Below are 25,138 nucleotides of genomic sequence, written 5' to 3'. Positions count from 1 at the left end.
GCCGTCACGCGATTTTTACAGCGAGAAACCGTAGAGGAGGCGCTTTGAAGATGCGCTGTAGAGGGTCTTGTTCATGACGAACGGGGTACCCGCTCCGCCGGGGGTATTGAACTTGTGGACCACGCTCCCGTCTTTCAGGGAGACCGCGATGACCTCGTTCCCCTGGTCTATCCAGGCGAGGTTCCCCTCTATGTAGGGCTTGCCGAAGATGGAGTTCTTGCCCTGGAATTTCCAGAGGGGCGTTCCCGACGAGGAATACAGGAGGAAACTCTGGTCGGCGAGGCCAACGAGGATGTTTCTAGAGTCGTGGTCGCGCGTGACCTGGAGCGAGAGTACCGGGGATTCCAGCAGGATTTGCGCCGGATCCTTCGTGATGTCGCCCGCGCTGTAGAGATAGAGGCGGTTGTTGTCGGTCGCGAATACGATGGTAGTATCGGCCTTCACGACTTGCGATACGCTTCCCGGGAGCCGCGGGCTGAATTCGTTCGCCTGCCCCGAGTTGTCGCCGATGTACTTGATTTCGCCTTCGAGGCTTGCCGCGTAGATGGTGGATTCGTGCGGGGTGAAGATGAAGGGCGACGAGTAGATTTTGCGCGACCAGGCGAGCCTGTTTTCGGAGCGGGTCACCTTGAGCAGGAATCCGTTCCAGGTGGCGATGTAGATGGCGCTTGGCGTCTGTTGGATGCTGAACGCCTTTCCGGGAAGCTGCAGCGTCTGCGGGGTGGCGTCGCGGTCGAGGTCGTAGATGTAGAGCGCAAATCCCGAGGCGATGGCGAGCGTGTTCTCGTCGCTGTTCATCACGGGGCTGTCGGTCATGCGCGGGAGGTTCCTGGCCCAGCGCTGCTCGCCGTTGTCGGCGTTGATGCAGATGAGTTTCTCTGCGGCGGGGTCGATGGTGTAGATGTTTTTCTTGTGGCCGAAGAACTGCGGGTAACGGGTCTTGGGCGTGATGTTCAAAAGGCTCACGAACTTTGCGCCGATTGCCTTGCTGTAACGCCCGAGGATGATGCTGCTCGTGTGCGAGGTACTTACGGAAAGCCTTACCGCCTCGGACCATGCCTTCTGGCGGTCCTTCTCGCTACCCTTGGTGGCCTCGAGCAGGAGTGCCCTGTAGAGCCAAGCCTCCGCGTTCCCGGGTTCCAGTTTCAGGAGCGAATCGAGCAGGGGGGCAATCTCGTCCCATGCGCCCGCCTCGGCCATGACGGCGGCCTTGAGCGTAAGCAGGTCGGACTGCAGGGCTTTTTTGCCGTAATAGTGCGGCGCGATGCTCATGAGGTGCGTGTCGTCGAATACGAGGAATATGCCGTTCTCGGTATGGATGGGGGCCGCCGTGATGGGGCGCGCGAAATTGAAATGCCATAGCGGGTGTAGCAGCGTGTCGACCGCAATCAGGTCGCCCTCGTTGGAGAACAGCCCGAGCGTCCCGAGCGCGAGAGGGTATATGGAACTTGCATCGCTTCGGATGGTGTTCTTGACCATGCCGCTCGCCTTGTCGATAAGCGTGATTCTGCCGGATGCCTCGAGCACGACGATTCCCTTGTTGAAGGGAATCACGACTTCGGCGTTGCTGAACAGCACGCGCCACAGCGGGGAGGAACTTGCCCTGGGCTGGTAGCAGAAGAGGTAGTTGCCCGAAAGCAGGTAGATGAAGTTGTCGTCGGTAATGACGTTCTTGATGGCGTCGAACTGCGAGAGCGCGAAGGATTCGCTGCCGTCGGCGCTCGAGACGAAATGGAGCGCGTTGTCGGTGCAGTTGAGGACATAGTGCCCGGTGGGTTCAAAGAAGTCTTCTACGTGGCAGCCGTTGAACGTTTCCTTTACCTGGGCGATGATTCCCTTCTTGTTCAGCAGGGAGAGCGTGTGGCCGTTCTGTGCGGCGGCGTAGTCGCCCTTCGAGAAGAATTCCTTCGTGGCGACGACGGGATATTTCTTGGACGGGTACTTGGTATTGTGGGGCTTGTAGAGCAGGCTGTCCTTGTCGACATTCTGGTACCAGATTCCAAAATCGTCAATCTTCAGGATGTCGGAGCGTGCGGGAATACCCGTGCGGATGTCGATGATGGTATCGGCGAGCACCTTCTTGATGTTCCCGTTCTGGAGCAGCAGGTAGGTGGCCTCGTTCTTGAAGACCTTCGCGATGGGGGAACGCAGCGTGAACTTGTTCTTGATGAGCACGTCGTTCGTATTGCTGGTGGCGGCCTCGCGTTCCGATAGCCAGTAGGCGCGGTCCGTGTCGCGGGTGGTGTTCAGGCTCTGCTGGTAGTAGAAATTCGCCGAGTTCCTGTTGCTTGCGAGTTCCTTGATTTTCCCGAGGTAGAAGAAGGCGTTCTCGCGGTCTTCCTTGTCGCCCTGCGTGCTGACCTTCTCGAGCAGGCGTATGGCTTCGGCGGTTTCGCCCTTCATCTCGAAATCGTATATGGCTTCCTGTATGAGGGCGTTCATCTTTTCGGCAAAGGCACTCGCGCTGCAAATGCAGAATACCGCAAGGAAGGCGATAAACGCCTTTCTCTTTGCGATGCGTGTGTCTTGCCGGGTGAACATCTGCTGTACCTTTATGCGTCGAACTTATAGCCCGCGCCGCGGATGGAAACGATGATTTTCGGGTTCGTCTGGTCGTCCTCGAGTTTCTTGCGCAGGTTCACGATATGGTTGTCGATGGTGCGCGTCGAGGGCATGTTGTCGGGAGTGTAGCCCCAGATGTCAGTGAGCAGGTCTTCGCGGAGAACGACCTCGCCGCGGTGCTGCCAGAAGTACTTGAGAATCTGGAATTCGCGGGCGGACATCTCGAGCGGTTCGCCGCCCTTCGTGGCCTCGTACTTCTTGAAATCCAGGTGGATGTCGGCAAAGTCGATGGAATCTTGCGCCTGCGGGGCGGGCGCCTCTTGCGGGGCGGCGACTTCGGTGCGTCGCAGGAACGCCTTCACTCGGGCGAGCAGTTCGAGTATGGAGAAGGGCTTGGTTACGTAGTCGTCGGCGCCCATTTCAAGGCCTGCGACCTTGCTCGTTTCTTCGGTCTTTGCGGTAAGCATGATGATGAAGCATTCCGGGTGCTTCTTGCGTATGATGCGGCAGACCTCGAACCCGCTTTTCTTGGGAATCATCAGGTCGAGAATGACGAGGTGGGGCAGGAACGAGTCCGCCTTCGCGACGGCCTCTTCGCCGTCGGCGGCGGTCTCGACAATGTAGTTTTCGAGCTCAAAGTTATCCTGGAGCCCGAGCCGGATGATTTCTTCGTCTTCAACGATGAGTATCTTGTGTTGCATATCAGTCCACCTTCTTGAATCTGACAGTAAATGTAGAACCCTTGCCCAGTTTGCTCGATAGCGAGATGGTTGCCTTGTGCGTTTCGGCGACCCTCTTCACGATGGCAAGCCCGAGTCCGGAACCCTTTGTACTGCGGGTCATTTCGTCACCGACCCTGTAGAAATCGTTAAATATATTCTTTTGTTCAGAAGAATCGATGCCGACTCCCGTGTCGGCGACAGAAAATACGGCCCGGTCTTCTTCGTTATAGACGCTGATGGTGATTTCGCCGGGAGCGTTCGTGTACTTGATGGCGTTCTCGATGAGGTTCTGGGCGAGGCTGTAGAGCGCGGTGTAGTCGCCCATCACGTAGGCGCCGGGTTCAAACTTTGTATGGAACTCGAGCCCCTTCTCGACCCCGATATCCTCGACGGCCTCGAACACCTTCTTCGCGCATACCGAGAAGTCGAGGCGTTCCCACTTGAACGCGCCCGTGCCGTGCTCCATGCGGGTGTAGTTGAGGATTGCCCCGATGAGGTTCTCGAGGCGGGTAGCCTCCTTGCCGATAAGCCCGGAGTATTCCTGGACCTTCTCGACCTTGGTGACGCGCCCGCGGGCCATCATCTCGGCGAACATCTTGATGGAGGTGAGCGGCGTCTTGAGTTCGTGCGATACGCTCGAAAGGAAGTTCGCCTTCATTGCGAGAAGCTTGTGTTCCTGGATGATAAAGCGCAGCATGAAGAACGAACCGAACACGACCGTGATGAGCGAGAACAGCAACAGACCGTACATCAGGTACATGCGCTGGCGCGATTCCCTGCGGATTTCCTTCATGTCTTTTTCGTAGAGCGAAAATTCCCAGTCGAACGCTCCCGAAATGCGCGTCTGCGATATCACGCCCGAACTGTCAGGGATGGCGCCCGCGAGCAGGGAATCCTTCTCGTCGATAATGGAGAAGGGAACGTTCTTCCAGCGCTGCGATACGTTCTTGACTCTCTCGATGAGGCGCGCGCGAAACGCTTCGGTGTCAATCTTTGCAATTACAATCTGGTTGCCCGAAAGGAAGGGGTAGCCCATCTTGAACAAGGTAACATCGTCCCTGCTCCGGTAGAGGATTCCGTCCTTCGACATGAAGTCGTTGCTCAGGAGGTCTTCGAAGTTCTTGCGGTACTTGGAAAGGATTTCCATGTAGCCCAGCTGGCGGTTGAAGTTCGCACGCAGGTTCCAGAACGATTCGCGCTTCTCCTGGGAGAGGTCCTCGAATGAAAGTATTTGCGAGAAGGCCGTCTCGAAGAAGAACTTTGCCGAAGGGATGTCCTCGATGCTTTCGCTCTGCAGGAACTGGTTCAGCACGGAGAGGCTGTAGTCCTCGGCTTCGGCGTGCTTCTTCTGCTTGACGAGGATTTCGAAGTGCAGCAGGTTCACCGAACGCGTGAGGTCCGCGTGCAGGTAGCCCTGCAGGTGCGGGTTGCTTTCGAGGACCTTCAGCCACTTGAGGGCCTCTTCGTAGTTCTTTTCCTTGTAGCAGAGGCGTATAATCCCGAGTATGTTCACCACCTGCTCGTTCTTGGTGATGAACGGAGAGTTGGTCTTGATGAGCCTGTGGAGAAGGACTTCGCGACTACTGGTGTCCTGTTCTGCCTCGAAGAGTCTCTGCTCGTTGACGCTTGCGACGACCGACGAGAAGTCGTGCGTCGGGTAGAAGTGCTTCGAGGAAATATCGGGGTAGACGAGTTTGCCGTTGTTGTAGAGGAATATGGCCTCGATGCCCGCGACGTCCTTGAACGAGGCCGCGTTGCCGAATTCGAGCAGGCTGCGCGGTTGTTCGTACAGGAACAGCGATGCAGCCTTCGTTTCCTGGTAGATTTTTTCCTGTTCCTTCTCGATGGCATCCTCGATGTCTTTCTCGAGTGCGGCCTGGTTCTCGTCGAAGTTCTTTTGCGCGAGGAACATCTCGTTCTGGATGTTCCGGAACCCGAGGAACGACAGGATTGCCGTGGGCAAAATGATGCCGCCCACGAACACGAGAATGAGTATCAGGTTTCCTTTCGAGAAGTGCATCGCCACCCCGCTTTATAGGGGTAGGCTCGCCGAGATACTTGGGAATAGAAGTACCAGGACGCAACTTGCCATGAGCAGCATCGAGAGCGAGAGGGCAAGACCTGCCGTGATGAGGAGAGCCTTTGTCACTTGGCTATGTTCGCCTTGTGGGTCACGGAGACCCTGTGGCCGGTTTCGATGCGGCGGTTGTTGGAATAGGCTTCGCGGACAAGCACTGCCGCTTCGTTTTGCGATGCGCGTGCAATTATGCCCCTGCCGAGCAGGCGCGGCGGGATGGAGGCGTCGGACTTGTCGGCTTCCCAGATGGCGATGGCGTCGCCCGTACCGTAACCCTGTTCGGCGCCCTTGTCGATAAGCACGTAGGAATAGCTGCCGATGATGAGCATCGGGTCCATCGCGTAGCGGATCTGCGCCATGGAATCGATGTTGGACTCGGGAACGTCGCCATAGCCGGTAACGTTGATGGGGCTGATCGGCTGCTTGAGGCGGGCCTTCGACTGGTTAATCTTGATTTCGCGGAAGCTCTGCATGATCATCGCGCGAGAAAGCGTGTCACCGATGGCGACAATCTTTGCAACGCCCGAAAGCTTGAGAAGCGCGAACTTCTCGAAACCGCCACTGCGGGCCGGCACTTCGATTTTCTTCGCGTCGAGAATTTCTACGAGGTCACCCTTCTTGAGATTCGGGTAGGTCTTCTTGCCGATGCCCACGACCACTTCCATTTCGGGAATGTGCAGGATGGGTTCCTTCTTTTCGCCGGAACGGATGGAGATAAAGCTGCTGTCGTTCTTCAGGGAATCGAGCGTGTAGATTTCAGGGGCGAGAATCTGGTAGTAGCCGTTGAAAATCTTCGGCTCGGGGCGCTTCTTGTAGTAGTAGGAATCCGCTTCCTGTTTCTTTTTCTTCTGCTTCTTGTCCTTGTCGCGGAGGTTGCCGAGCATGTTCTCGAATTCGCCGTTGCGTTCGTCGTTCTCGTCGCAGCCGACGCTCTGGATCTGGTAGCCCTTGCCCTTCGGGAGGTTAGAATCGGCTACAGCCGCCTTGCAGGGGTATTTCTTCTTGTCGGCCGGGATCTGCATTACGGGTTCTTCGCGTACGCTGTCGCCCAGGTAGATGGAATCGCCCGGGTAAATCCAGTGGGGGTCCTGGATGTGCCTGTTGTTTTCCCAGAGGTCGGGCCAGGCGAACGGGTCGTGCAGGTATTCGTCGCTCAGGTCCCAGAGGGTGTCGCCTTCCTTGACCACGTAGGCGGAAACGACCAGGGCCGAAAGTCCGAGGGTGATTGTCGCACACTTGAAGAAATTCATAGAAAACCTTGTAACCCTTTGAATGAAAACGAGTTAACTGCTTATAATTTAATCTTTTCTTGCCCTGGGAGTACCCCTTTTTTGCACAAAATGGGGTATATCGGCCTGATTTTTGCCCGAAATGCGCTCCTGGGGGCGCTTGACGGAGCGTTTTTGGCCGTTCTGGGCCGCAAATCCGCCCAAAAGACCCGCCCGGTCGGGTACGAACAGCATGAGCAGCTCGAACTTGCCGCTGCCCGGTTCCAGGTAGAGCGGGATGTTCTTGCGGAGCATGTAGCCCTCGGCGCGGAACCGCTTGATTTGCTTTGCGGCGTTCTCGAGGTCGGTCACCTGCAACAGGATGCGCTCGGGGCGCGAGGCGGCGATGGCCTGCACGAGGTCGCTCGTGATGGGTTCTGCCTCGGGTTCGTTGAGGTAGAATGTCCACTTGCCCTCGTTGTCGCGCTTACCGAAGAACTTTTCGAGGAAGGCGCGGTCCAGGTGGCTGCGGTGGAAACGCATGTTGTTGCCTGCAAGGCTGCGCGCGTTCATCTTTGCGGATTCCATCGCGGTCTCGCGACAGTCGAGGGATTCGACCTGCTCGAAGTCCTGGGCGAGGCTTGCGGAAACGTAGCCCGATGCGCTGTAGAACTCGAAGAAGCGGTCGCCTTTCGCGGGGTGGACTGCGTCCTTGATACGGAGGGGGAGTTCCAGCCACGCGTCCTTCATTCTGGGGGCCCAGTCCAGCACGTGCATGGAAATGCCCGTGCCCGCGATGGGCATGAACGCGCTCCCGAACGCGGCCTTCACGTCGACGCGCGTGTTCTGCAGGAGGGCGGGGTCAAACAGGTGGTTCGGCGTGCACTGCACTTGGTGGCAGCTGATGACCTGCGGGCAGTTGTGCTGCAAAAATTCGATAAACGACTTTATCTCGTGGCCGGAATTGCGCCCGTGGATGTTCGCCTGCACGAGGAGCGCGTAGCGTCCGTCGCCGGTGGCCCTGAACCAGATTTGGCGCAGAGCCTTCTTGAGCGTGTGCAGGTGGTCCTTGTGCAGCTGGTCGAAAACGTTCTTCACTACTGCGGGTGCATCCATGTCGCGTGCGGGGGCGTCGAGCACGAGCGATTCGTGGTTGTTTACGAGCTTGTTCAGTATGCGCCAGTCGCAGTGGTCGTTCGCGGGTTCCTTGGTGAACCAAGCCTGGAACTTTCCGGGAATGCGGTTGTCTTCGGCCCATGCCGTAAGCTGCCGTTTGATTTCTTCGAACGGAAGGACCCTGCGTACGGGGGTAGCCTTCTTCGCTGCAGAGTCCTTTTCGGGGACGGACTTTGCGGGAGCGCTGTGGAACCTGCCTGCGACAAGCTTCTTGGGAGCGCGAGTGGAGTATTTCTTTTGTCTGTCGAACATTTGCTAGAACTCTTTGTAACTATACGAGGAACCGCGGGTAAATCCACGAGCATTCGCGTGCGAGCATCTTCGGGAATTCGCGGAACGAGCCGTTTATCTGGAACAGGTTCAGGCCGCCTTCCACCGGTGAAAGCGATATGACGCTGTCGGCGCGGGATTCGAGATACGGGTACTCGTCGTTATTGCATGCGGTAACGACTGCACACCCGGTAAGCGCGATGATGGTATCGACCATCTGCATCAGAATCTGGTGCGGCGAGCCGGTGAGTCGCATGGACTTCGGGTTGTGGAGCACGGCGGATATCGGGTCGATGACCACGACGCGGTAGTCGTGGTTCTCGAGTTTCTTGGCGCCCTCGATTCTCTTTGCGATAAGCTGTGCGGTTTCGAGCGGGGAGAGAGCCGTACCGCGCAGGTTCAGGAAGCCGAACTTCGGGGTGCTCGCGTTGAGCCCGCGCTTGTTGCCGAGCAGGTGCAGGCGGTTCAGGAACACGGACTTCGTGAGTTCGAAGTTGATGAACAGCACGTCGTTGGAAGAAGTGCTGTTGCCGAACCAGTCCTCGCCGTAGCAGATGGAAAGCGCCATGTCCATGAGGGCGAGCGACTTTCCGCTCTTGGGCGGAGCCTGGAACAGGAAGAATTCGCCTGCGCGCAGCATGTTCTCGATAATGCTCGCGTCCTTTTTCGGCGGTTCCTCGCTGTCGCTGGCAAGTTCGATAAGCGGCTTGCCGTCGAGGGAGTACTCGACCCATTCCTTCCATTCCTTGAAGTTCTTCGCGCCCTGTTCGGTGCCGATGAGGTATTGCTGCTTGCCACCACGGAGCACGCCCGGCATGCGGGCCATCATGGTGGGGCTCCTGTTGGAGGCGTCCACCTTGAATCCCTGGGAGTCGAGCGTCTTGAACAGGAAGTCAATGCGCTCGTCGTATTCCTCGCGGTCGTTCGCGCCAATCTTTACCCACGCCTGCACGGAGTTTGCGCCTGTGTTCACGAGGGCGGCGCACGGGAGGTTCAATGCCTTGTAGTAGGCGAGCTGCTTGGCCAAGGACATCTTCGGGTTGTCGATGACGGCGTAGCGGTAGCGCCAGCTTTCGTCGCCGGCGTCGGCCCCGCCCTTGGTCGCGTTCACGCAGATGAGCGCGCCTTCCTGGCTGTCGAGGCTCTTCATTATCTTCTTGATGGCGTCGTCGCGGCCCACGATGTTCGACACGAGTTCCGACGTCGCGTTCGGCGTGTCCGAAATCTTGAACTCGATGGTCTCATCGGTCTCGAAGGCGATGTCCAGGAGCTTCGCGAGGTCCTTGCGCCAGTCGGCTGCAGGCCACGGGATGGAAAGCGCTTCGGGGTCGATCTTGAAGTTCTGCAACAGTTCCATGGACTGCGTGTCGAGGCCGAGCGCAAGCATCTGCTCCATCGAAATCATGCCGGTAGAAAGCGGCGATATTATCGCGGGTTTTACCGGGGCTGCCATGGCGGCAGGTTCCGCCTGCGCAGCGGCAGCGGGTGCTGCGGGTGCGGCAGGGGTTTCTTCGCGTTCGGAGGAACGTTTCTCGGAGGAGAATGCGCGGCGAAGGATCTGTTCAACTTCGTCCGGAGAAAGCCCTTCGTCGCGGGCCTTTCCGCCAAGCTGGAAACTCGCGTCCATGAAGGTCCAGCCCTCTTCCTTGGCGGCTTCGCCCACCTTGAAGAGTTCGCCCTTCAGTTCGTTCGGGCTGTACTTCGTCTTGAGGAACGTGTTGATGATTTTTCTTGCGCTTTCCATAAGAGACCTCTGTGCTGTCTATGGTTTCAAGATAATTTTTTGCCGGTGGCGCGTTGGCCCTATGCCTTGATGCGGAGCCTCGCGAATTCGTATAGCCCGAGCGAGAGGGCCACGGACGCGTTGTAGGAATGGGCCTCGGGCATCATCGGGATGCGGAGGATGGCATCGCACTGCTTTTTCACGAACGGCGGGAGGCCTACGTCTTCGCCGCCGACGGCGATAACGACTTGGTCTGCGAACTTGTAGTCGGCGAGGTTTGTTTCGGTATCGGCGTCAAGGCCTACGACCTGGTAGCCGGCCATCTTGAGTTCACCGATGGCGGCCTCGAGGTTGTCGGGCCTGCATACGCGCATCTTCTCGAGCGCGCCGGCAGACGTGCGGGCGACGCTCGGGGTAATCCCGCACATTCCCTTTGCGGGTATCAGGAACAGGTCGACCCCGAGGGCGAGGCAACTGCGGATGCATGCCCCGAGGTTGCGCGGGTCCTCGATGTTTGTCGCGACTGCGATGAGTTTCTTCTCGCCCTTTTCCTTTGCGGCGAACAGTTCCTCGCGCACGTCGAGCCAGCCGAGAAGTTCCTTCTCGTTCATGAGGGCGACTACACCCTGATTCGGGCGCGCGTAGCTGTCAAGGATTTTACCGTCGACCTGCTGCACGTGAACGTGCGCCTTCTTTGCGAGTTTCTGCAGTTCGTAGAGTTTCGGGTTTCCGGACTGGTGCATGAAGAGCACGCGGTGGACCTTCAGTGGTTCCTTGGTAAGCACGTCGGTGACTTCCTTGATGCCGCCGACCGCGACCTGGGGCTTGGCGTCGGCATCGCCCATGGCGGTGACGACTTTTTCTGCAGGCGGACGCCTGTCGAACTTTTTTTCGCCACGGTTGTCGAACCTCTTTTCGAACCGGCGCTCGTATCCGAATTCTTGCCTGCGGTCGCTGCTGAAACCGCGACGGTTGCCGTCATTGTTGAAACCCATTGAAATACTCCGTTTAATTGTGAATGCTTCCTAGTACCGTTCCTTGCAGGCGATAATCACGTCCATCCGGATGTCGGTTTCCTTTTGCGGGAGGGGGTCCTGCGATATTTGTGCCGGCGTCGCGATGCCCGCCTTGTACGCTTTGGGGTACTTGGCGAGAAACCTGTCGTAGTAGCCCTTGCCGTGCCCTACGCGGCATCCGTCCCAGTTGAACTTTGTGCCCGGAACGAGGAATATGGGGATTTCGCCTTCGAATTTTTCGAGCCCTTCGCGCGGTTCCATGATTCCGAAGTGTCCTTTCGCGAGGTCCTTGCGCAGGCTATTTACCTTGTAGAAATTCATGATGCCCTCTCCCTCGCATCGCGGGAGAAGGAGCCTGCCTTCGAGCGCGAGTTCCTCGAGGATGGGCATGATGTTTGCCTCGCCCTTGAGCGGGTAGAACGCGGCGATGTTCCTTGAGTTCCTGTAACCGGGAATTTCGTGAATCTCCGTCCACGGGTCCCTGATGATGTCTTCGCCCCGTTTTTCGCGACGCTTCTTGAGCACGAGTTCCACGATCTGGCTGCTCCCGAATACGAGCATCACGAGGATGATTGCGACAAAGGCGGTGACCATGTTCATGCTAGTCCTCGCCGATACGTTTTGCAGAAGGGAGTTTTTCGCGGAGGATTCCGTTCCAGATTTTCTTTTGCCATTCCATCAGGTGCGCCTCGTTGTAGCGTACTTCCCAGGGCATGTCGCCGGGAGCGGCGAGCCAGATGAGTTGCCCCTTGTTGGCAAGGAGGGACGGGTCAAGTTTGAGTTTTGCGGCTTCTTCGTCGCGCCATATCTTGAGGGCGGCGAGAAGTTCCGAGTGCGGGATGACCGGCGGGGGAGGCGCCTTGGGCAGGCGTTCGGGCCATTCGCTTTCCGGAGTGGCGACTGCGCTCTCGAGCATCGCCTTGAACGAATCAAGACGTTCGTCCCTGAAGTTGCGGGGCAGCTTGGGCAGGTTCTCGATCTTGATTTCGGGATAGTGCGCGTTCATTGCCCGCACGATGGCGAGCATGAGTTCTGCGGGCATTACCTTGTAGGGCGGGCGGTCCATGGCTTCGGCCTGGGCCTCGCGCCATTCCCAGAGATGCTTGAGAATATTCAGGCTGCAGGGGTTGAAGAGGCTTGAACCGGTGAGTCTCCACTGCTCGCGGGTCCTTTCGCTCGGCATCTTTGCGTGCTCGATCAGGGCGTTGCATTGCTCCATGAGCCAGCCCATGCGCCCGGCCGCAATCAGCTTTTCTGAAAGGATGGCACACAGTTCGTGCAGGTAGAACGTGTCGTGGATGGCGTATTCGCACATTTCGAGCGGCAGGGGCCTTATGGTCCAGTCGGCGCGCTGGTTTTCTTTCTTCAGTTCGTCGCCGAAGTTCTCGCGCACGAGGTCGGCTAGTCCGAGATGCTGCGCTCCCAGAAACTTTGCGGCAAGCATCGTGTCGAAGATGCTCTTGGGGGAGTACTGGTAGGCTTGCCAGAGCAGGCGCAGGTCATAGTCTGCACCGTGGAAAATGACTGTCTGCATCGCCTTCGTGGAAAACAGGGGAGAAATGTCGACTCCGCAGAGAGGGTCCACGATATAGTGGTGTTCGCCGATGGTAATCTGGATGAGGCAGAGCCTTGCATGGTAATGGTGCATGGAATCGGCCTCGGTATCAACGGCCGCCATATCGTAGAGTTCGAGGTCCGCAACAAGGTTTGCAAGACTTTCTTCGTTATCTACAAGTATGTATTTTTCGTTCTGCATCATTTTCTATAAATTTAAATAAATAACACGTGTAGATTTTGGCCTTCCTGCAAATCTTGCTATATTTGCGCTCATGAAAAAGATTTCCCTTACGGGCATCAAGCCCACCGGCACGCCGCACTTAGGCAACTACCTGGGCGCCATCCGCCCCGCTCTTGAACTTTCCAAGACCTACGATACGGTCTACTTTATCGCCGACTACCACGCCCTTACCACCGTGCAGAACGGTGCCGAGATGCGCGCGAACATCTACAAGATTGCGGCGACGTGGCTTGCGCTGGGACTCAACCCCGAAGAGGGCCTGTTCTACAAGCAGAGCGATATTCCCGAAATTTTCGAACTCAGCTGGGCGCTTAGCTGCTTTACGCCGAAGGGATTTATGAACCGCGCCCACGCCTACAAGGACAAGGTTGCGAAGAACGAAGCCGCCGGCGAGGACCCGGATGCGAACGTGAACATGGGCCTCTACTGCTACCCGTGCTTGATGGATGCCGACATTTTGATGTTCAGCGCTGACATCGTGCCCGTGGGCAAGGACCAGAAGCAGCACGTGGAATTCGCCCGCGATATCGCCATCAAGTTCAACAAGCATTTTGGCGAAGATGTATTCACGATTCCGGAACCCGTGTTCCAGGAAACGACCGGCATCATCCCCGGTCTCGATGGCCGCAAGATGAGCAAGTCCTACGACAACGTCATCGACATCTTCCTCGAGAGCAAGGCCCTCAAGAAGAAGATTGGCAAGATTGTCACGAACTCCCAGGGCATCGAGGAACCGAAGGATCCCGATACCTGCAACGTGTTTAAGTTGTACAAACTCTTCGCGACTCCGGAACAGACCGAGGCTCTCGCTGCCCGCTACCGCGCCGGTGGCATGGGCTGGGGACACGCGAAGCAGGAACTCCAGAACGTTCTCGAAGAACACTTGGGTGCTGCCCGCGAAAAGTATTTCTACCTGCTGAACCATACCGAGGAAATCGACAAGATTCTCGCGTATGGCAAGGAGAAGGCCCGCGTGAAGTCCAAGGCCATGATGGAGAAGGTCCGTAGCCTGCTTGGCACGTACTAGGACGTTCTGCTCGAGATAAAGACATGCGTATTTCTACTAAAGGCAGATATGCTCTTCGCGTGATGATCGACCTTGCCCAGCACGACAAGGACGAGTACGTGAAGTTGCAGGAACTGGCCGAGAAGGAAGGCTTGTCGGAAAAGTATCTCGAAGGCATCTTGGGTGCGCTGGTGCGTGGCAAGTTGCTGGCGGGTGCCCGCGGAAAGGCGGGCGGTTACAAGCTTGACTGCGACCCTGCGGAATGTAGCGTGTGGCAAATCCTTTCGCTTGTAGAAACGTCCGTCGCGCCGGTCGCGTGCCTGGATGACGAAAAGAATTCTTGCGACCGCGCCGATATTTGCGCAACGCTCCCGGTATGGAAAGAGCTCAGTTCCCTTATCAAGAATTACCTGGACAGCGTCAAGCTCGACCAGTTCCTGCGCAATACTCCCGAAGCCAAGGGGAAGGTGCCTGCAGGAAAGTCCTGGAACTGCGGGCTATAGGCTAAGCCAAGTATTTAAGGAGGGGTTAACCCTCCTTTTTTTTTTATGTTCACCTCCTTTGTCTTATAAACAGTTATAGGTAAAATCTATTAGTAAGAAAAATGTAAGCAAAATTCTTATATGCTGGCTTATTTTCCTATTGAAAAGGTGGGAAAATAGTTCTAATTTATTCCTCGTCGGGCGGAAACGCCGCCCAAGAACTTTAAAACCAAGAAACAGCAAGACGATAGTTTGCGAAGGCAGGATAGCTTATGAAATATCGAATGTGTACTCTAAGTGAGGCTCGCGGAGCTTAAATCCGCCAGGCTGGGCCCCGGCTTGAAATAAAGGGGCACTATTTAACAGGCATCCCGCAAGGGGATGGCAAAACAGAAAAAAGGAATTTCACACATGACTACTCAGAACAAGCTCCACTTCGAAACTCTTCAGCTCCACGTTGGCCAGGAACAGGCAGACCCCGCAACCGATAGCCGCGCGGTTCCTATATACCAGACCACCTCCTACGTTTTCCATAACGCTCAGCACGCCTCTGACCGTTTTCACCTGAAGGATGCGGGCAACATCTACGGCCGCCTCACCAACACGACGCAGGACGTTTTTGAAAAGCGCATCGCCGCTCTTGAAGGCGGTGTCGCTGGCCTTGCCGTCGCTTCTGGCGCTGCAGCCCTCACCTACGCCATCACGGCTCTCGCCCGTAAGGGTGACCACGTGGTTGCCCAGCGTACGATTTACGGCGGTACTTACAACCTCCTGGAACACACGCTCCGTCCGTTCGGCATCGAGACGACCTTCGTGAACACCCGCGACCTGAAGGAAGTCGAATCTTCTATTAAGGACAACACGAAGCTCGTGCTCATTGAGACGCTTGGCAACCCGCATTCCGATATCCCGGATATCGAGGCGATTTCTGAAATTGCCCACAAGCACAAGATTCCGGTGCTCATCGACAATACCTTCGGTACGCCTTATTTGATTCGCCCGCTGGAACATGGCGCCGACATCGTGATCCATTCTGCCACGAAGTTCATCGGCGGTCATGGTACGACCCTCGGCGGCGTGATTGTGGATGGCGGCAAGTTCGACTGGGCAGCAAGTGGCAAGTTCCCGCAGTTTACCGAGACGAACCCGAGCTACGGCGTGCCTTTCACGGCCGCTGCCGGCGCCGCTGCCTACATCGTCTACATCCGCGCCATTCTCCTGCGTGACGAAGGTGCCGCGATTTCTCCGTTCAATGCGTTCCTTCTGTTGCAGGGCACGGAAACGCTTTCGCTCCGCCTCGACCGCCACGTGGAAAACACCAAGAAGGTTCTCGAGTTCCTCGTGAAGCACCCGAAGGTCGCGAAAGTCAACCACCCGAGCTTTGCCGACCATCCGGACCACAAGCTCTACGAACGCTACTTCCCGAACGGTGGCGGCTCCATCTTCACGTTCGACGTGAAGGGTGGCCAGGCCGAGGCCTTCAAGTTCATCGACAGCCTCAAGATTTTCAGCCTGCTCGCGAACGTCGCCGACGTGAAGAGCCTGGTGGTGCACCCCTACACGACGACTCACTCCGAGCTCACTCCGGAAGAACTCGCCGCCGCAGGTATCAGCCCCGCCACGATCCGCCTCTCCATCGGAACGGAACACTACGAGGACATCATCAACGACCTCGACCAGGCACTGAACGCCATCTAAGGAATTATAGTATGTACGGACTTTACCTTAATTCTGTTCGATGTTAGCCCTGGTAGTAGGCTTTTCATTCGGGCCGTCGACCGCGGCTTAACATCAACAAAATTTTAAACAAGATCCCCGCTCTGATGGCTACGCGCACTAGCGGGGATCACAAAAAAAAGGAATTTCAAAATGTCTAAGATTTACACCTCCGCCGACCAGCTTGTTGGTCACACCCCCCTCCTCGAACTCACCCACATCGAAGCCTCGAACAATCTCGAAGCAAAGATCTTGGCTAAGCTCGAATACTTCAACCCCGCAGGTTCCGTGAAGGACCGTATCGCGAAGGCGATGCTCGACGACGCCGAGAAGAGCGGCAAGCTCAAGGCCGGTTCCGTCATCATCGAGCCGACTTCGGGTAATACCGGTATCGGCCTTGCTTCTGTCGCCGCCGCCCGCGGTTACCGCATCATCATCGTGATGCCCGAGACCATGAGCGTGGAACGTCGCCAGCTGATGAAGGCCTACGGTGCCGAACTCGTGCTGACCGAAGGCGCGAAGGGCATGAAGGGCGCTATCGCCAAGGCCGACGAGCTTGCGAAGGAAATCCCGAACAGCTTCATCCCGGGCCAGTTCGTGAACCCCGCCAACCCGGCCGCCCACAGGGCCACTACCGGTCCCGAAATCTGGGAAGACACCGACGGTAAGGTCGATATCTTCGTGGCGGGCGTGGGTACTGGCGGTACCGTGACCGGCGTGGGTGAATTCCTCAAGAGCAAGAACCCGAACGTGAAGGTCGTGGCTGTGGAACCGGCCAGCTCTCCGGTGCTCAGCAAGGGCGTCGCGGGCTCCCACAAGATCCAGGGTATTGGCGCGGGCTTCGTTCCCGATACGCTCAACACCAAGGTCTACGACGAAATCATCGCTGTCGAGAACGAGGCCGCCTTCGAGGCCGGTCGCGAAATCGGCAAGAAGGAAGGCGTGCTCGTGGGTATTTCTTCCGGTGCCGCTCTCTGGGCCGCAAAGGAACTCGCCAAGCGTCCGGAAAACAAGGGCAAGACCATCGTCGCGCTTCTCCCGGATACCGGCGATCGCTACCTCTCTACGGCCTTGTTCGCGGAATAAGCGGTTCGCAGTATAATCTTTCCGTCAATTAGACAAAAAAACGGTGTCGCGCCTGCGGCACCGTTTTTGCACCGGGGCACACCGCAGGTGTGCGCATGCTCTAACACGCTGACATGACGTTTAACATAAGCAACGCGTGTTTGAGCGTGTCGGGAGGGTTTTAGGGAGGGGCCGTCGTACGAGCTCCTCCCTAGTCTCATGCACACCGAAGGTGTGCGTTTGTGGCGAAAATCACGATTTTGAGGGGCTTGTGCAAAAAATGTAAATTAAAAATTGCTTTTTGGGCGGGAATAAGGTATATTGTTTCTTAAACAATCACAGGAGAACCACTATGAAGAAGAAAATTATTCTGGTTGGAGCCGCTCTTTCGCTGGCCATTTTCTCGGCCTGTTCCTCGGATGACCATTCGTCTACCTCGCCGGAAGACGATACCTTGTCCAGCTCGTCATCGCTTACTCTCGATGACATTGACAAGCTTTTGGGGAGTTCCTCGTCTACGGGTAAGGATAATCCTGCATCCAGTGACAACAAGTCTTCTTCTAGTGTATCCAAGACGTCATCTTCCAGTGGAGAAAAGACAACATCCTCTTCTAGTGAGAAAACTGTGGAATCGTCTTCCGCGGTCGTGATTGATGATGATGGCTTCAAGCGCGCTGCGTGCGACATGCAGTCCGATGAGGGAACCCTGCTTGCGCTGGACCTGATTAACGAGAAGTCCATCAAGATGTTCGAGGCTTTCTCCGATAAGGATATGGAAGCGGCAAAGTCCCTTAGTGCCGAAGTCAAGCCCATGTACAAGAAGATCCTTGATAAGGATTCTAAGAATTGTAACGCACAGCTTGGCTATGCAGTTGCCTCGATCGTGGATCTAGCCAATAACGAAACTCTCCGTGGTCTATACGATGACTACAAGTATTGGTATGATTATGGTATTGAAAGCGTTGCTGAATTTACGAAAATGCTTGCCGACCTTTCCAAGAATAAGAGCTTTACCAAGATTGCCCAGGATGCCCTGGACAAGGAAGTCGCTCCGATGGTGGATTCTGCGATAACCTATATGCAGAACATCATGGCGCAGGGTGACTATATCCTGAACATCAGGGATGGCGAGTATATACGTGAACTCGACAACAGCGAATTCGGTGTTGCTCTGGGTGGCCTGTTTGCAACGAAGGCAGCAATTATCATGGCGACCAGTATGAATATCGAGATTGATGTCAAGGGTAGCTATGATTGGATTAATGGCATTAACGGCATGACTATCGGGAAAGAAGAACCCACTCAGGCACAGAAGGATTTCATTGTGCAGTTCGTGAAGCTCGTTGGCTTGGATGGTACCTTTACGACCATCTACACTGATAGGCAGAAGGCATGGAAGACCGTTCCGAGCCTTATCGATAGTGCCATTACGGAAGCACGTGTCGCGTTCCAGTACAGCCTTGACGAGAGCAAGATGAAGAATTCCCAGGACAACGACCTGTACGTGGTCGGCAACGGAGCCGATGCGGATGTCAGCATAGACGATATCCAGGAAATTCTCGACGGGCTGGATACGGCCTTGAAGGTTACCCGTGGTACGTACGAGGTGAAATACCGCGGTCAGACTATCAAGATTGATGCCCGCAAGTATTTCGAGAATGTCGACGGTATCGAGAAGTTCCTCCCGTACTACGAGTTTGATGGATCCGACCTTGCGTCCTTCAACTTCACCGACAAGAGCGGCAAGAAGACGGCCTCTCTGTTGGACTTCATGGATGGAACGCTTTCGTTCCTTGACGATGGCGAAGAATACATTGTATTCAGGGATCCGTCCTTTGGCGGTATTTTCCCCGAATTCAAGACGCAGGCGGATATCTGGAGCGCCGTGAGGGGTGCCGACGACGAAGAAGAGGATTGGTAAAACTCTTGGATCGTAATTGATTGTAGGTTTTGAGTAAACTAACAACATTTTTCTGGGCGTGCCTGCTTGCTACATGTGCGGGCTTTGCCTGGAACAATACTGGGCTCGTCAAGTACGACGGGCTTTTTCTGTTGGATATGGAGGGCAAGCGGGTCTCGGTGTGGGGAATGCACGTCGGGGATTCGGTGCAGGTTAGGAACTGGACCTTTACGGCGGGCCTGGATTATATCCATTATAATTTCTTCCTGTTCAATGAGGGCGAAAGCGTTGAGGAAACGTGGACTCTAGATAGCAAGGGGTCCTTGAGTATAGGGAATGTGTCCATCTCAAAGGATTTTGATTTTTTCGGCTTGGATGTCAAGGTCAGTTCCCTGCCCTCGGTAACGGTTTCTTCCCGTTTTTACCTGCCGGATTCGCTCTTTTTTGCAAGGGCTTCCATGGGCAAGGGTTTGCTTGACCTTTCTGGCTTGCATTGGAAATCGGAATGGGACGAGGACTACGTTCCTGAAATTGACGGCACGTTCCGGTCGATATACTTGATGAAGGATTTTAATGCGGGAATCCGTCTGAAGGAACATCTTTTGCAGGGCGGGTTTGCCTATGGTGCGGATACGCCTTCTCTCGATGACCGGTGGGGGTATGTGTTCAGCGATTCCTCGCATTTTTGGGGCACGAGGGCGAACTACCTTTACCAGGGGCAGAAGAATGAATTTGAAGCTCTGTATGCATACCTGTATGCGGATATCCGCCTGTTCGCCTTGACGCGGGAAGATGGTTCCGAGGTAAACGAGAAACGTTTTGCATACTTCCCGCTGGGGATTGATTTTAATTTGTTCAAACTCGCCTATAGGTACAAGTTTGATAGGGGAGATGCCTTAAAGGCTAACTTGCTGTATGCTACGCTGGAGATGAATATCCCTTGGGAAAATCGTCGGTTCTATGAGACGCTTGCCCCGAACAAGGCTCTGAAAAATTCCGTGCTGAGGACGCTTTCGTTCAGCGTTTTCCAGAGGACGTTCCGGATCTATGGGGACATTGACGGGAAACTGTTCTATGGCGGGCTTGGCTACGAATGGAACTTGCCGCTTTCCCGCTGGCATATGCTGCTCAATACGGATGTAGACTACTTTTATGGTAGTTACGAGGGAAAGCTGAACCTGCGCAAGGAAAAGGCGGGCATGTTCTATATGACCCATCAGACAGATTTCTGGGAAAAGGAGGGATACCTGTTCGGTATTGTCGCTGGGCTTGAACTGCAGGTGCAGACGCCGTCAAGAAAATTCTTTGCCGGGCTTCGCCTGAACCAGATAGTTCCGCTGGGGATGAAATTCGAGAGCAAGATGATAGAAAAGGAGCCTGTTATCATAGATGTTCCTCCTCCTGAGCCGCCTCCAGTAGATCCCGGTGTGATTCCCGTTGTTGAGGAGGAGACTGCTGATGATATGGAACCGCTCTCTTCCCTCATATTCCGGAATGGTTTTTTCCTGGGTATCGAAGTCGGGTTCTGGATATAGTGCCGTTTTGTATATGCGACAAAGTGTTGTATATGATTATAAAAAGTGATTAATTTTTATAAAATCGTGCAAAATATACAAGATTTCTACATTTTTGTTGTATAAAAGTCTTGACTTCCGTGGGGAATGATTGTATATTACATACTGTAAACGAAAAAGGAGTACGGTATGCGCCGGAATTTACTGTTCAAAAATTTGGGTGTCGCGGTGGCGGTTGCTGCGTTCGCGTTCATTGCCTGCGACGACAGCTCCAGCAGTCCTGTTGTTCCCGATGCAATTACGAGTTCGGAGACGAATGGCTTACCCGGTTCGAGCAATAGTAATCCGGTGTCGAGTAGCGATGTTGACGGAAGTTCCAGCTCTGTTATGGTGCAGTGCAATGCGTTTATGCCGGAATGTGGATACTCGCCCGAGGAACTGTGTGCGATGGGCATGACCCAGTACTGCACGGGGAGTTCCTCTTCGATGGTGAATCCGGAATCTTCTTCTGCGGTGAACTCCAGGAACTCTAGTTCTTCAAACTCCGGCGAAACCTGCATCCACATGAGTGACATGCCTGCCAACAGCGATTCCGATCCCTGGTGCTTCGGTGACGAAGGCAAGCATGCCGAGGACTGCTTCACGCACGAAGCCTACACGTGTACGGATGGCTTCTGGGTAAAGGATGCGGATATGTGCATCCACATTTCCGATAGCGAAAGTGCGAACAGGTGGGACTGCGATGCTCCCGATTACACGCTCAAGGCGGATTGTGCAAACAGCGACTCGCTATACATGTGCGCTGCCGGGATGTGGATTGCGGCCAAGGACTGCGATATCACCCAGGAACGGTGCGGGTACAGCGATGCGGACCTCTGCATGTATTTCGGCATAATCAAATATTGTAGCGGTAGCCCGAGAGTCCTGCCCGATGCGGTTCCCTGCAATCAGGATGGCAAATCGGTAGTGATTGAGGGCCAGTGGATGTACCGTTGCGACAATGGCAGATGGCACATCGTCGTACCGATGGGCGGCTAAATTACTACAGGAAGATTAGTCCGAGGATACCCACGGCCCAGACGTACCAGGCGAAGTGCTGGAACTTGCCCTTCTGCACGAAGTTCATGAGCCACTTGAGGGCGATAATCCCGAAGATGAACGAAACGATCATGCCCACGAGGAGTTCGGGGGTAAAGCTGCCCGCATCCTTGCAGGCAAGCGCCTTTTCGGGGTTCTCGAGTGCCATCTGCGCGACCTTTTCTGCGCTCTGGCACTTGGCCCACTTGATGCAGTCGAGGAGGGCCGCGCCACCGACGGCGGGGATACTCATGAGAAAGCTGAATTCGCCCGCGTATTTGCGGTTCACGCCCATGAACATCATGGCGCTGATGGTCGAACCGCTGCGGCTGATGCCCGGGATGCAGGCGATGCCCTGCACGACGCCGGTCACGAGCGCTCGCCACCAGTTCATCTTGACGCCTTCATTTTCCGGATGCTTGGCGCCTGTCGGCCCCCACTGCGAGGTGAACAGGAGCAGGCCCGTGAAGAGTTCGGCGACGCATACGGCGCGCGGATTTTCGAAGAGCCCCTCGAGGACATCCTTGAACCCGAGGCCAATCATCGCGGTAGGGATGCTGGCCAGGATAATGTAGCCCGCTTCGCGCAGCTGGTCGCGGTCGCGGTGCAGGCAACCCACGATAATGTTCACGATCTTCTTGCGGAATACCACGAAGATGGAAAGCAGCGTGCCTGCGTGGAGCATGATGTCGAAGAACATGCCCGCTTCGTTCATGCCTAAAAGTTCGTGCCCGAGTACGAGATGGCCCGAGCTGGAAATGGGGAGGAATTCGGCGAGGCCCTGCAAGAGGCCGAGGATGATGGATTCGAACATAGTAAGGTAAATGTAGTTTTTAGACGGTAGGTAAAAGACGATAGACGATAGAATCTTAGTCTTTTTTTATTGCGTGAAGCGCCATTTTTCCTCTTTCCTCTTTCGTCTGTAAGACCGAAGGCACGTTCTCTCGTCTAATATTACTATCTTCACAGCATGGCCCGTAAATTTCTCCTCTGCTTTCACGATATAAACATCTGGAATTACCGGAAGGTCGTTCCCGAAATCCGCTCGCTCAAGGATCTCTGCGGGCGCGGGTTCAGCCTGCTCGTGATTCCCTGCACCGACGGTGCTACGCCGGAGGCTGTGCGCGAGTTCCGTGACACGCTGTTGCAACTGGAATCGGAGGGCTTTGAACTTGCTCTGCACGGATACAAGCACAAGGCGGAATTCAGCCAGGGACGCAGCTACATGGGCCTTGTGGGCATGAACCTTACGGGGGGCGAGGCCGAATTTGCGGGGCTCTGCGAGTACGAATCCTCGCGCCTGTTGCAGTGCGGCCTTAAGGCTTGGAACGATCTTTTTTCTGCGGAAGGTTCCACGAGCGTCGTGACGCATACGCTGCCTGCGGCGTTTATCCCGCCGACGTGGTATTCGAACCGGCATCTTCCGGGCCAGGTGCGTGCAGCGAAAATGCTCTACGAAGACCGTTTTTCCCTCACGACGGCGAAGGGTTTCCGCTATGCCTCTCCGGTGGCAAGTTTTGCGGGACTGCCTGCAAGCCTTGAAAAACTTGCGGTAGCCTTCGGGTCGCTTATCATGAGGTTGCCGGTAGGGATTCCCCGCCTGGCGATACATCCGGACGATTACCCGCGCATGAGGGGAGTCGTTCGCGATCTGGTGCGCGCGGCGTTAAACAACCGGCGTACGCTCACACATTACGGCGAACTCTAGTTCGCCGCACGGTAATTCCCTAGGCTCGGTTTATTCCCTAAAGAGAGAATGCTTGCTACATCTCCGGGATGGTGATGTCGTAGCTTACCTTGTGCTTTGCCTCGTCCTGAATCTGGATGTTGATTTTTTCGCCTGCATCGGGGAGCTTTTCTGCGAGGATCACGATTTCGCGCGGTTCGGAATCGTATTCCGCTGCAATCCAGTTCTTGCCCGATTTTGCGTTAATTGCGTTGCCGTCGGGAATGCCGTCGTACTTGTATATCAGGGGAATCCTGAGCACGGGCTGGTTCAGGCCGAACGCCATCGCGTCTGCCCAGTAGGGGAACCCGAGCGTCGGGGGCTCGTCGTTCTGGATGCTTGCGATGTCGCGCAGTTCGTTCGTGCTGGCGCAGCGCTTTTTACCCGAACTCTGCTTGCTGAATATGAACCAGTTGCGGCTCGTTTCGCCCAGCCAGTAGAGCGGTGCGGGGTTGTCCGGGTTCTCGATGCACACGTCCCACTTTCCGCGGAACTGCAGCCCCTTGGGGTGGAATTCCAGGTAGTCCACGCTGTCGGTGCGGGTGCGTGTCACGGCGAGCACGCGGATTGTGGAATCGTGCCCGACCGGGATGCCGCTAATCTTCTGGCCAACGGCGATATCGCCAATCTTTGTATTCCAGTTGATGCTGGTCTGGTGCTTGCCGAAGGGGTACACGGCGATGGTCTCGTCGACCTCGCGCCCGTTGCCGGTGGACTTCGCGTCGGCACTGTACTGGATTGCCTTCAGGTCGGGGTAGGTCTCCACGATTTTTGCAAGCAGCGTGGGCCTGTGCTTGAACACCTTGCAAAGGTTTTCGGAAAGTGTCGCGTCCTTGCTGCCCATTGCCTTGAAGGTGTAGCCCGATTCGCAGCGGAACAGGTCAACCATGGGCTTTGCAAGGAAGGTGTAGAGCGGGGAAGTCTGGAAATGGGTGGTCGCGAGCTGCGAGTTGCCCTTGCACTTGGGGTGCAGCGTAAACTTGCGCGTGGTGACGTGGCCCGCGAAGTCTTCTACCTCGAGGCGGTACGAGGAAAGCGGGGCAATCCTTGCGCCGATGTAGTGCCAGTCGCCGGCGGTGTCGGCTTCTTCGGCCCACAGGAGCTCGTCCCTGATGTTGATCATCTTCTTGTAGCTGAGCGTGTCGTACGTTTTGCTGTAGACCTTCTCGTCGTAGCGCCACACTTCTATGCGGCGGATGGACATCGGGTTGTCCTTGGGTTCCCGGCTGTAGTCGGCAATCTTGATTGCCATGTGGAGCGGGAACTCGTTCTTTACGGGGTTTACGGCGCAGCCCATGCTGAAGGCCTCTGCGCTGGTGGTCGCGAATTCGTTGCCCTGCCATACGGCTGCTCCGAAAATCTGTGGTGCGATGGTATCGCTGATGACAGTCCCCGCGAGGACGGGGTTGATGATGCGGTCGTTGTCGAGGCGCACTTCCAGGTGCAGGTGCGGGTTTCCGATGCCGCTGCTCCCGGCGAAGGTGAGCGTGTCACCCTTCTTGTAGCGTACGTTGGGTTTCAGTTTCACGTCGTTTTTCTTGGTGGCGTACTGCTTTGCCATCACCATCTCGTCGAGCTTGCCGAAACTGCTCTGGTGCGCAAACGCCCACGTCTTGCCGCTTTCGCCCTTGAATAGCATGAGTTTCCCGTACATGAACGGCGATACGCTCAGTTCGGTCACGGTTCCGTTCTCGGGGGCGTAGACGACCCAGCCTTCCTCCATTTGCGTAGAGAAGTCGAAACCTGCATGGTAGCGCGTACCGCGGTTTTCGCCGAAACTCGAGGTGAGGTAGGCGTCCTTGTTGAAGGGGCTGTACGGGGGCTGCTTTGCGCCGAGTACCGTCAGGCGGGGGCCGTCGCTTGCGGGCTTGGCCTCTGCGCCGGGAACAGTCAAGTTATGTTCGGCGAGGCAGTCCTCGTAGGCGAACGCATCCATGGTTTCTTCGTTGCAGGGGGACTGCTGTGCAAGGGAAATGCATGCACAACCGAGGGCGAAGCATATAACTTTGTTCAAAACCGTATTCATGTGGAGAAAGATACATATTTATTACGTCGGCTCCGTTTTTCCCTGCGTGGCCGGGTATAAAAAAAGACCCGCTT

General features: G+C 55.9%; 19 protein-coding genes. 8 read left to right on the top strand and 11 right to left on the bottom strand.

Annotated elements, in window-relative coordinates:
• Window positions 1-15: 15 nt before the first annotated feature.
• The 9 genes from BUB22_RS10565 to BUB22_RS10525 form a co-directional block, all read right to left on the bottom strand.
• Window positions 16-2,541: a PQQ-binding-like beta-propeller repeat protein gene (locus BUB22_RS10565; RefSeq protein WP_073115099.1), complete on the bottom strand. Its 2,526-nt coding sequence runs from the start codon at window positions 2,539-2,541 to the stop codon at window positions 16-18.
• Window positions 2,542-2,552: 11 nt separating this feature from the next.
• The gene (locus tag BUB22_RS10560; protein WP_072808757.1) at window positions 2,553-3,263 is read right to left on the bottom strand and encodes a response regulator transcription factor; all 711 of its coding nucleotides are present in this window, start codon (window positions 3,261-3,263) and stop codon (window positions 2,553-2,555) included.
• A gap of 1 nt (window position 3,264) precedes the next feature.
• A complete protein-coding gene (locus BUB22_RS10555) occupies window positions 3,265-5,304 on the bottom strand; it encodes a sensor histidine kinase (RefSeq protein WP_073115098.1) in 2,040 nt (679 codons plus the stop codon).
• Between the two features lie 125 nt (window positions 5,305-5,429).
• Window positions 5,430-6,611, bottom strand: coding sequence for a LysM peptidoglycan-binding domain-containing protein (locus BUB22_RS10550; protein ID WP_072808753.1), 1,182 nt, complete (start codon window positions 6,609-6,611; stop codon window positions 5,430-5,432).
• 48 nt (window positions 6,612-6,659) lie between these two features.
• Complete coding sequence (locus BUB22_RS10545; protein ID WP_073115097.1) at window positions 6,660-7,997, bottom strand: hypothetical protein; 1,338 nt, start codon at window positions 7,995-7,997, stop codon at window positions 6,660-6,662.
• 19 nt (window positions 7,998-8,016) lie between these two features.
• Entirely contained in the window at window positions 8,017-9,759 is a 1,743-nt protein-coding gene (locus BUB22_RS10540) for an AAA family ATPase (protein WP_073115096.1), read from the bottom strand.
• Between the two features lie 59 nt (window positions 9,760-9,818).
• Window positions 9,819-10,733 (bottom strand): TrmH family RNA methyltransferase, encoded by a 915-nt coding sequence (locus tag BUB22_RS10535; RefSeq protein WP_073115095.1) that lies wholly within the window; start codon window positions 10,731-10,733, stop codon window positions 9,819-9,821.
• 30 nt (window positions 10,734-10,763) lie between these two features.
• Window positions 10,764-11,354, bottom strand: coding sequence for a 5-formyltetrahydrofolate cyclo-ligase (locus tag BUB22_RS10530; protein WP_254794721.1), 591 nt, complete (start codon window positions 11,352-11,354; stop codon window positions 10,764-10,766).
• A 1-nt stretch (window position 11,355) separates the two neighbouring features.
• The gene (locus tag BUB22_RS10525) at window positions 11,356-12,513 is read right to left on the bottom strand and encodes a ribonuclease D (protein ID WP_073115094.1); all 1,158 of its coding nucleotides are present in this window, start codon (window positions 12,511-12,513) and stop codon (window positions 11,356-11,358) included.
• 70 nt (window positions 12,514-12,583) lie between these two features.
• Here BUB22_RS10525 and trpS point away from each other — a divergent pair, with 70 nt between their 5' ends.
• The 7 genes from trpS (at window position 12,584) to BUB22_RS16415 (ending at window position 21,273) form a co-directional block, all read left to right on the top strand.
• Window positions 12,584-13,579 carry a tryptophan--tRNA ligase gene (trpS, locus tag BUB22_RS10520; protein ID WP_073115093.1) on the top strand — a complete coding sequence of 332 codons (996 nt, stop codon included), beginning with the start codon at window positions 12,584-12,586 and terminating at the stop codon, window positions 13,577-13,579.
• 23 nt (window positions 13,580-13,602) lie between these two features.
• The gene (locus tag BUB22_RS10515) at window positions 13,603-14,061 is read left to right on the top strand and encodes an RrF2 family transcriptional regulator (RefSeq protein WP_072808740.1); all 459 of its coding nucleotides are present in this window, start codon (window positions 13,603-13,605) and stop codon (window positions 14,059-14,061) included.
• Window positions 14,062-14,451: 390 nt separating this feature from the next.
• Window positions 14,452-15,738, top strand: a complete 1,287-nt coding sequence (locus tag BUB22_RS10510) for an O-acetylhomoserine aminocarboxypropyltransferase/cysteine synthase family protein (RefSeq protein WP_073115092.1) — start codon at window positions 14,452-14,454, stop codon at window positions 15,736-15,738.
• Window positions 15,739-15,909: 171 nt separating this feature from the next.
• Window positions 15,910-16,842, top strand: a complete 933-nt coding sequence (cysK, locus tag BUB22_RS10505) for a cysteine synthase A (RefSeq protein WP_073115091.1) — start codon at window positions 15,910-15,912, stop codon at window positions 16,840-16,842.
• Between the two features lie 331 nt (window positions 16,843-17,173).
• Window positions 17,174-18,742, top strand: a complete 1,569-nt coding sequence (locus BUB22_RS10495; protein WP_139258963.1) for a hypothetical protein — start codon at window positions 17,174-17,176, stop codon at window positions 18,740-18,742.
• 29 nt (window positions 18,743-18,771) lie between these two features.
• Window positions 18,772-20,256, top strand: coding sequence for a hypothetical protein (locus BUB22_RS10490; protein ID WP_073115088.1), 1,485 nt, complete (start codon window positions 18,772-18,774; stop codon window positions 20,254-20,256).
• A 168-nt stretch (window positions 20,257-20,424) separates the two neighbouring features.
• Window positions 20,425-21,273, top strand: coding sequence for a hypothetical protein (locus BUB22_RS16415; RefSeq protein WP_139258962.1), 849 nt, complete (start codon window positions 20,425-20,427; stop codon window positions 21,271-21,273).
• A gap of 4 nt (window positions 21,274-21,277) precedes the next feature.
• Here BUB22_RS16415 and BUB22_RS10475 read toward each other — a convergent pair whose 3' ends face one another.
• Window positions 21,278-22,126: an undecaprenyl-diphosphate phosphatase gene (locus tag BUB22_RS10475; protein ID WP_073115085.1), complete on the bottom strand. Its 849-nt coding sequence runs from the start codon at window positions 22,124-22,126 to the stop codon at window positions 21,278-21,280.
• Window positions 22,127-22,282: 156 nt separating this feature from the next.
• On the opposite strand from BUB22_RS10475, the gene BUB22_RS10470 reads away from it, so the two are divergent.
• Window positions 22,283-23,020, top strand: a complete 738-nt coding sequence (locus BUB22_RS10470; protein WP_073115084.1) for a DUF2334 domain-containing protein — start codon at window positions 22,283-22,285, stop codon at window positions 23,018-23,020.
• 55 nt (window positions 23,021-23,075) lie between these two features.
• Here BUB22_RS10470 and BUB22_RS10465 read toward each other — a convergent pair whose 3' ends face one another.
• Complete coding sequence (locus tag BUB22_RS10465) at window positions 23,076-25,064, bottom strand: M23 family metallopeptidase (protein WP_073115083.1); 1,989 nt, start codon at window positions 25,062-25,064, stop codon at window positions 23,076-23,078.
• Window positions 25,065-25,138: the final 74 nt, after the last annotated feature.

It is taken from the genome of Fibrobacter sp. UWCM (genome assembly GCF_900129735.1).
GTDB lineage: Bacteria > Fibrobacterota > Fibrobacteria > Fibrobacterales > Fibrobacteraceae > Fibrobacter.
Note: the sequence above shows the minus strand (reverse complement) of the source record. Positions and strands in the feature narration are given on the sequence as shown.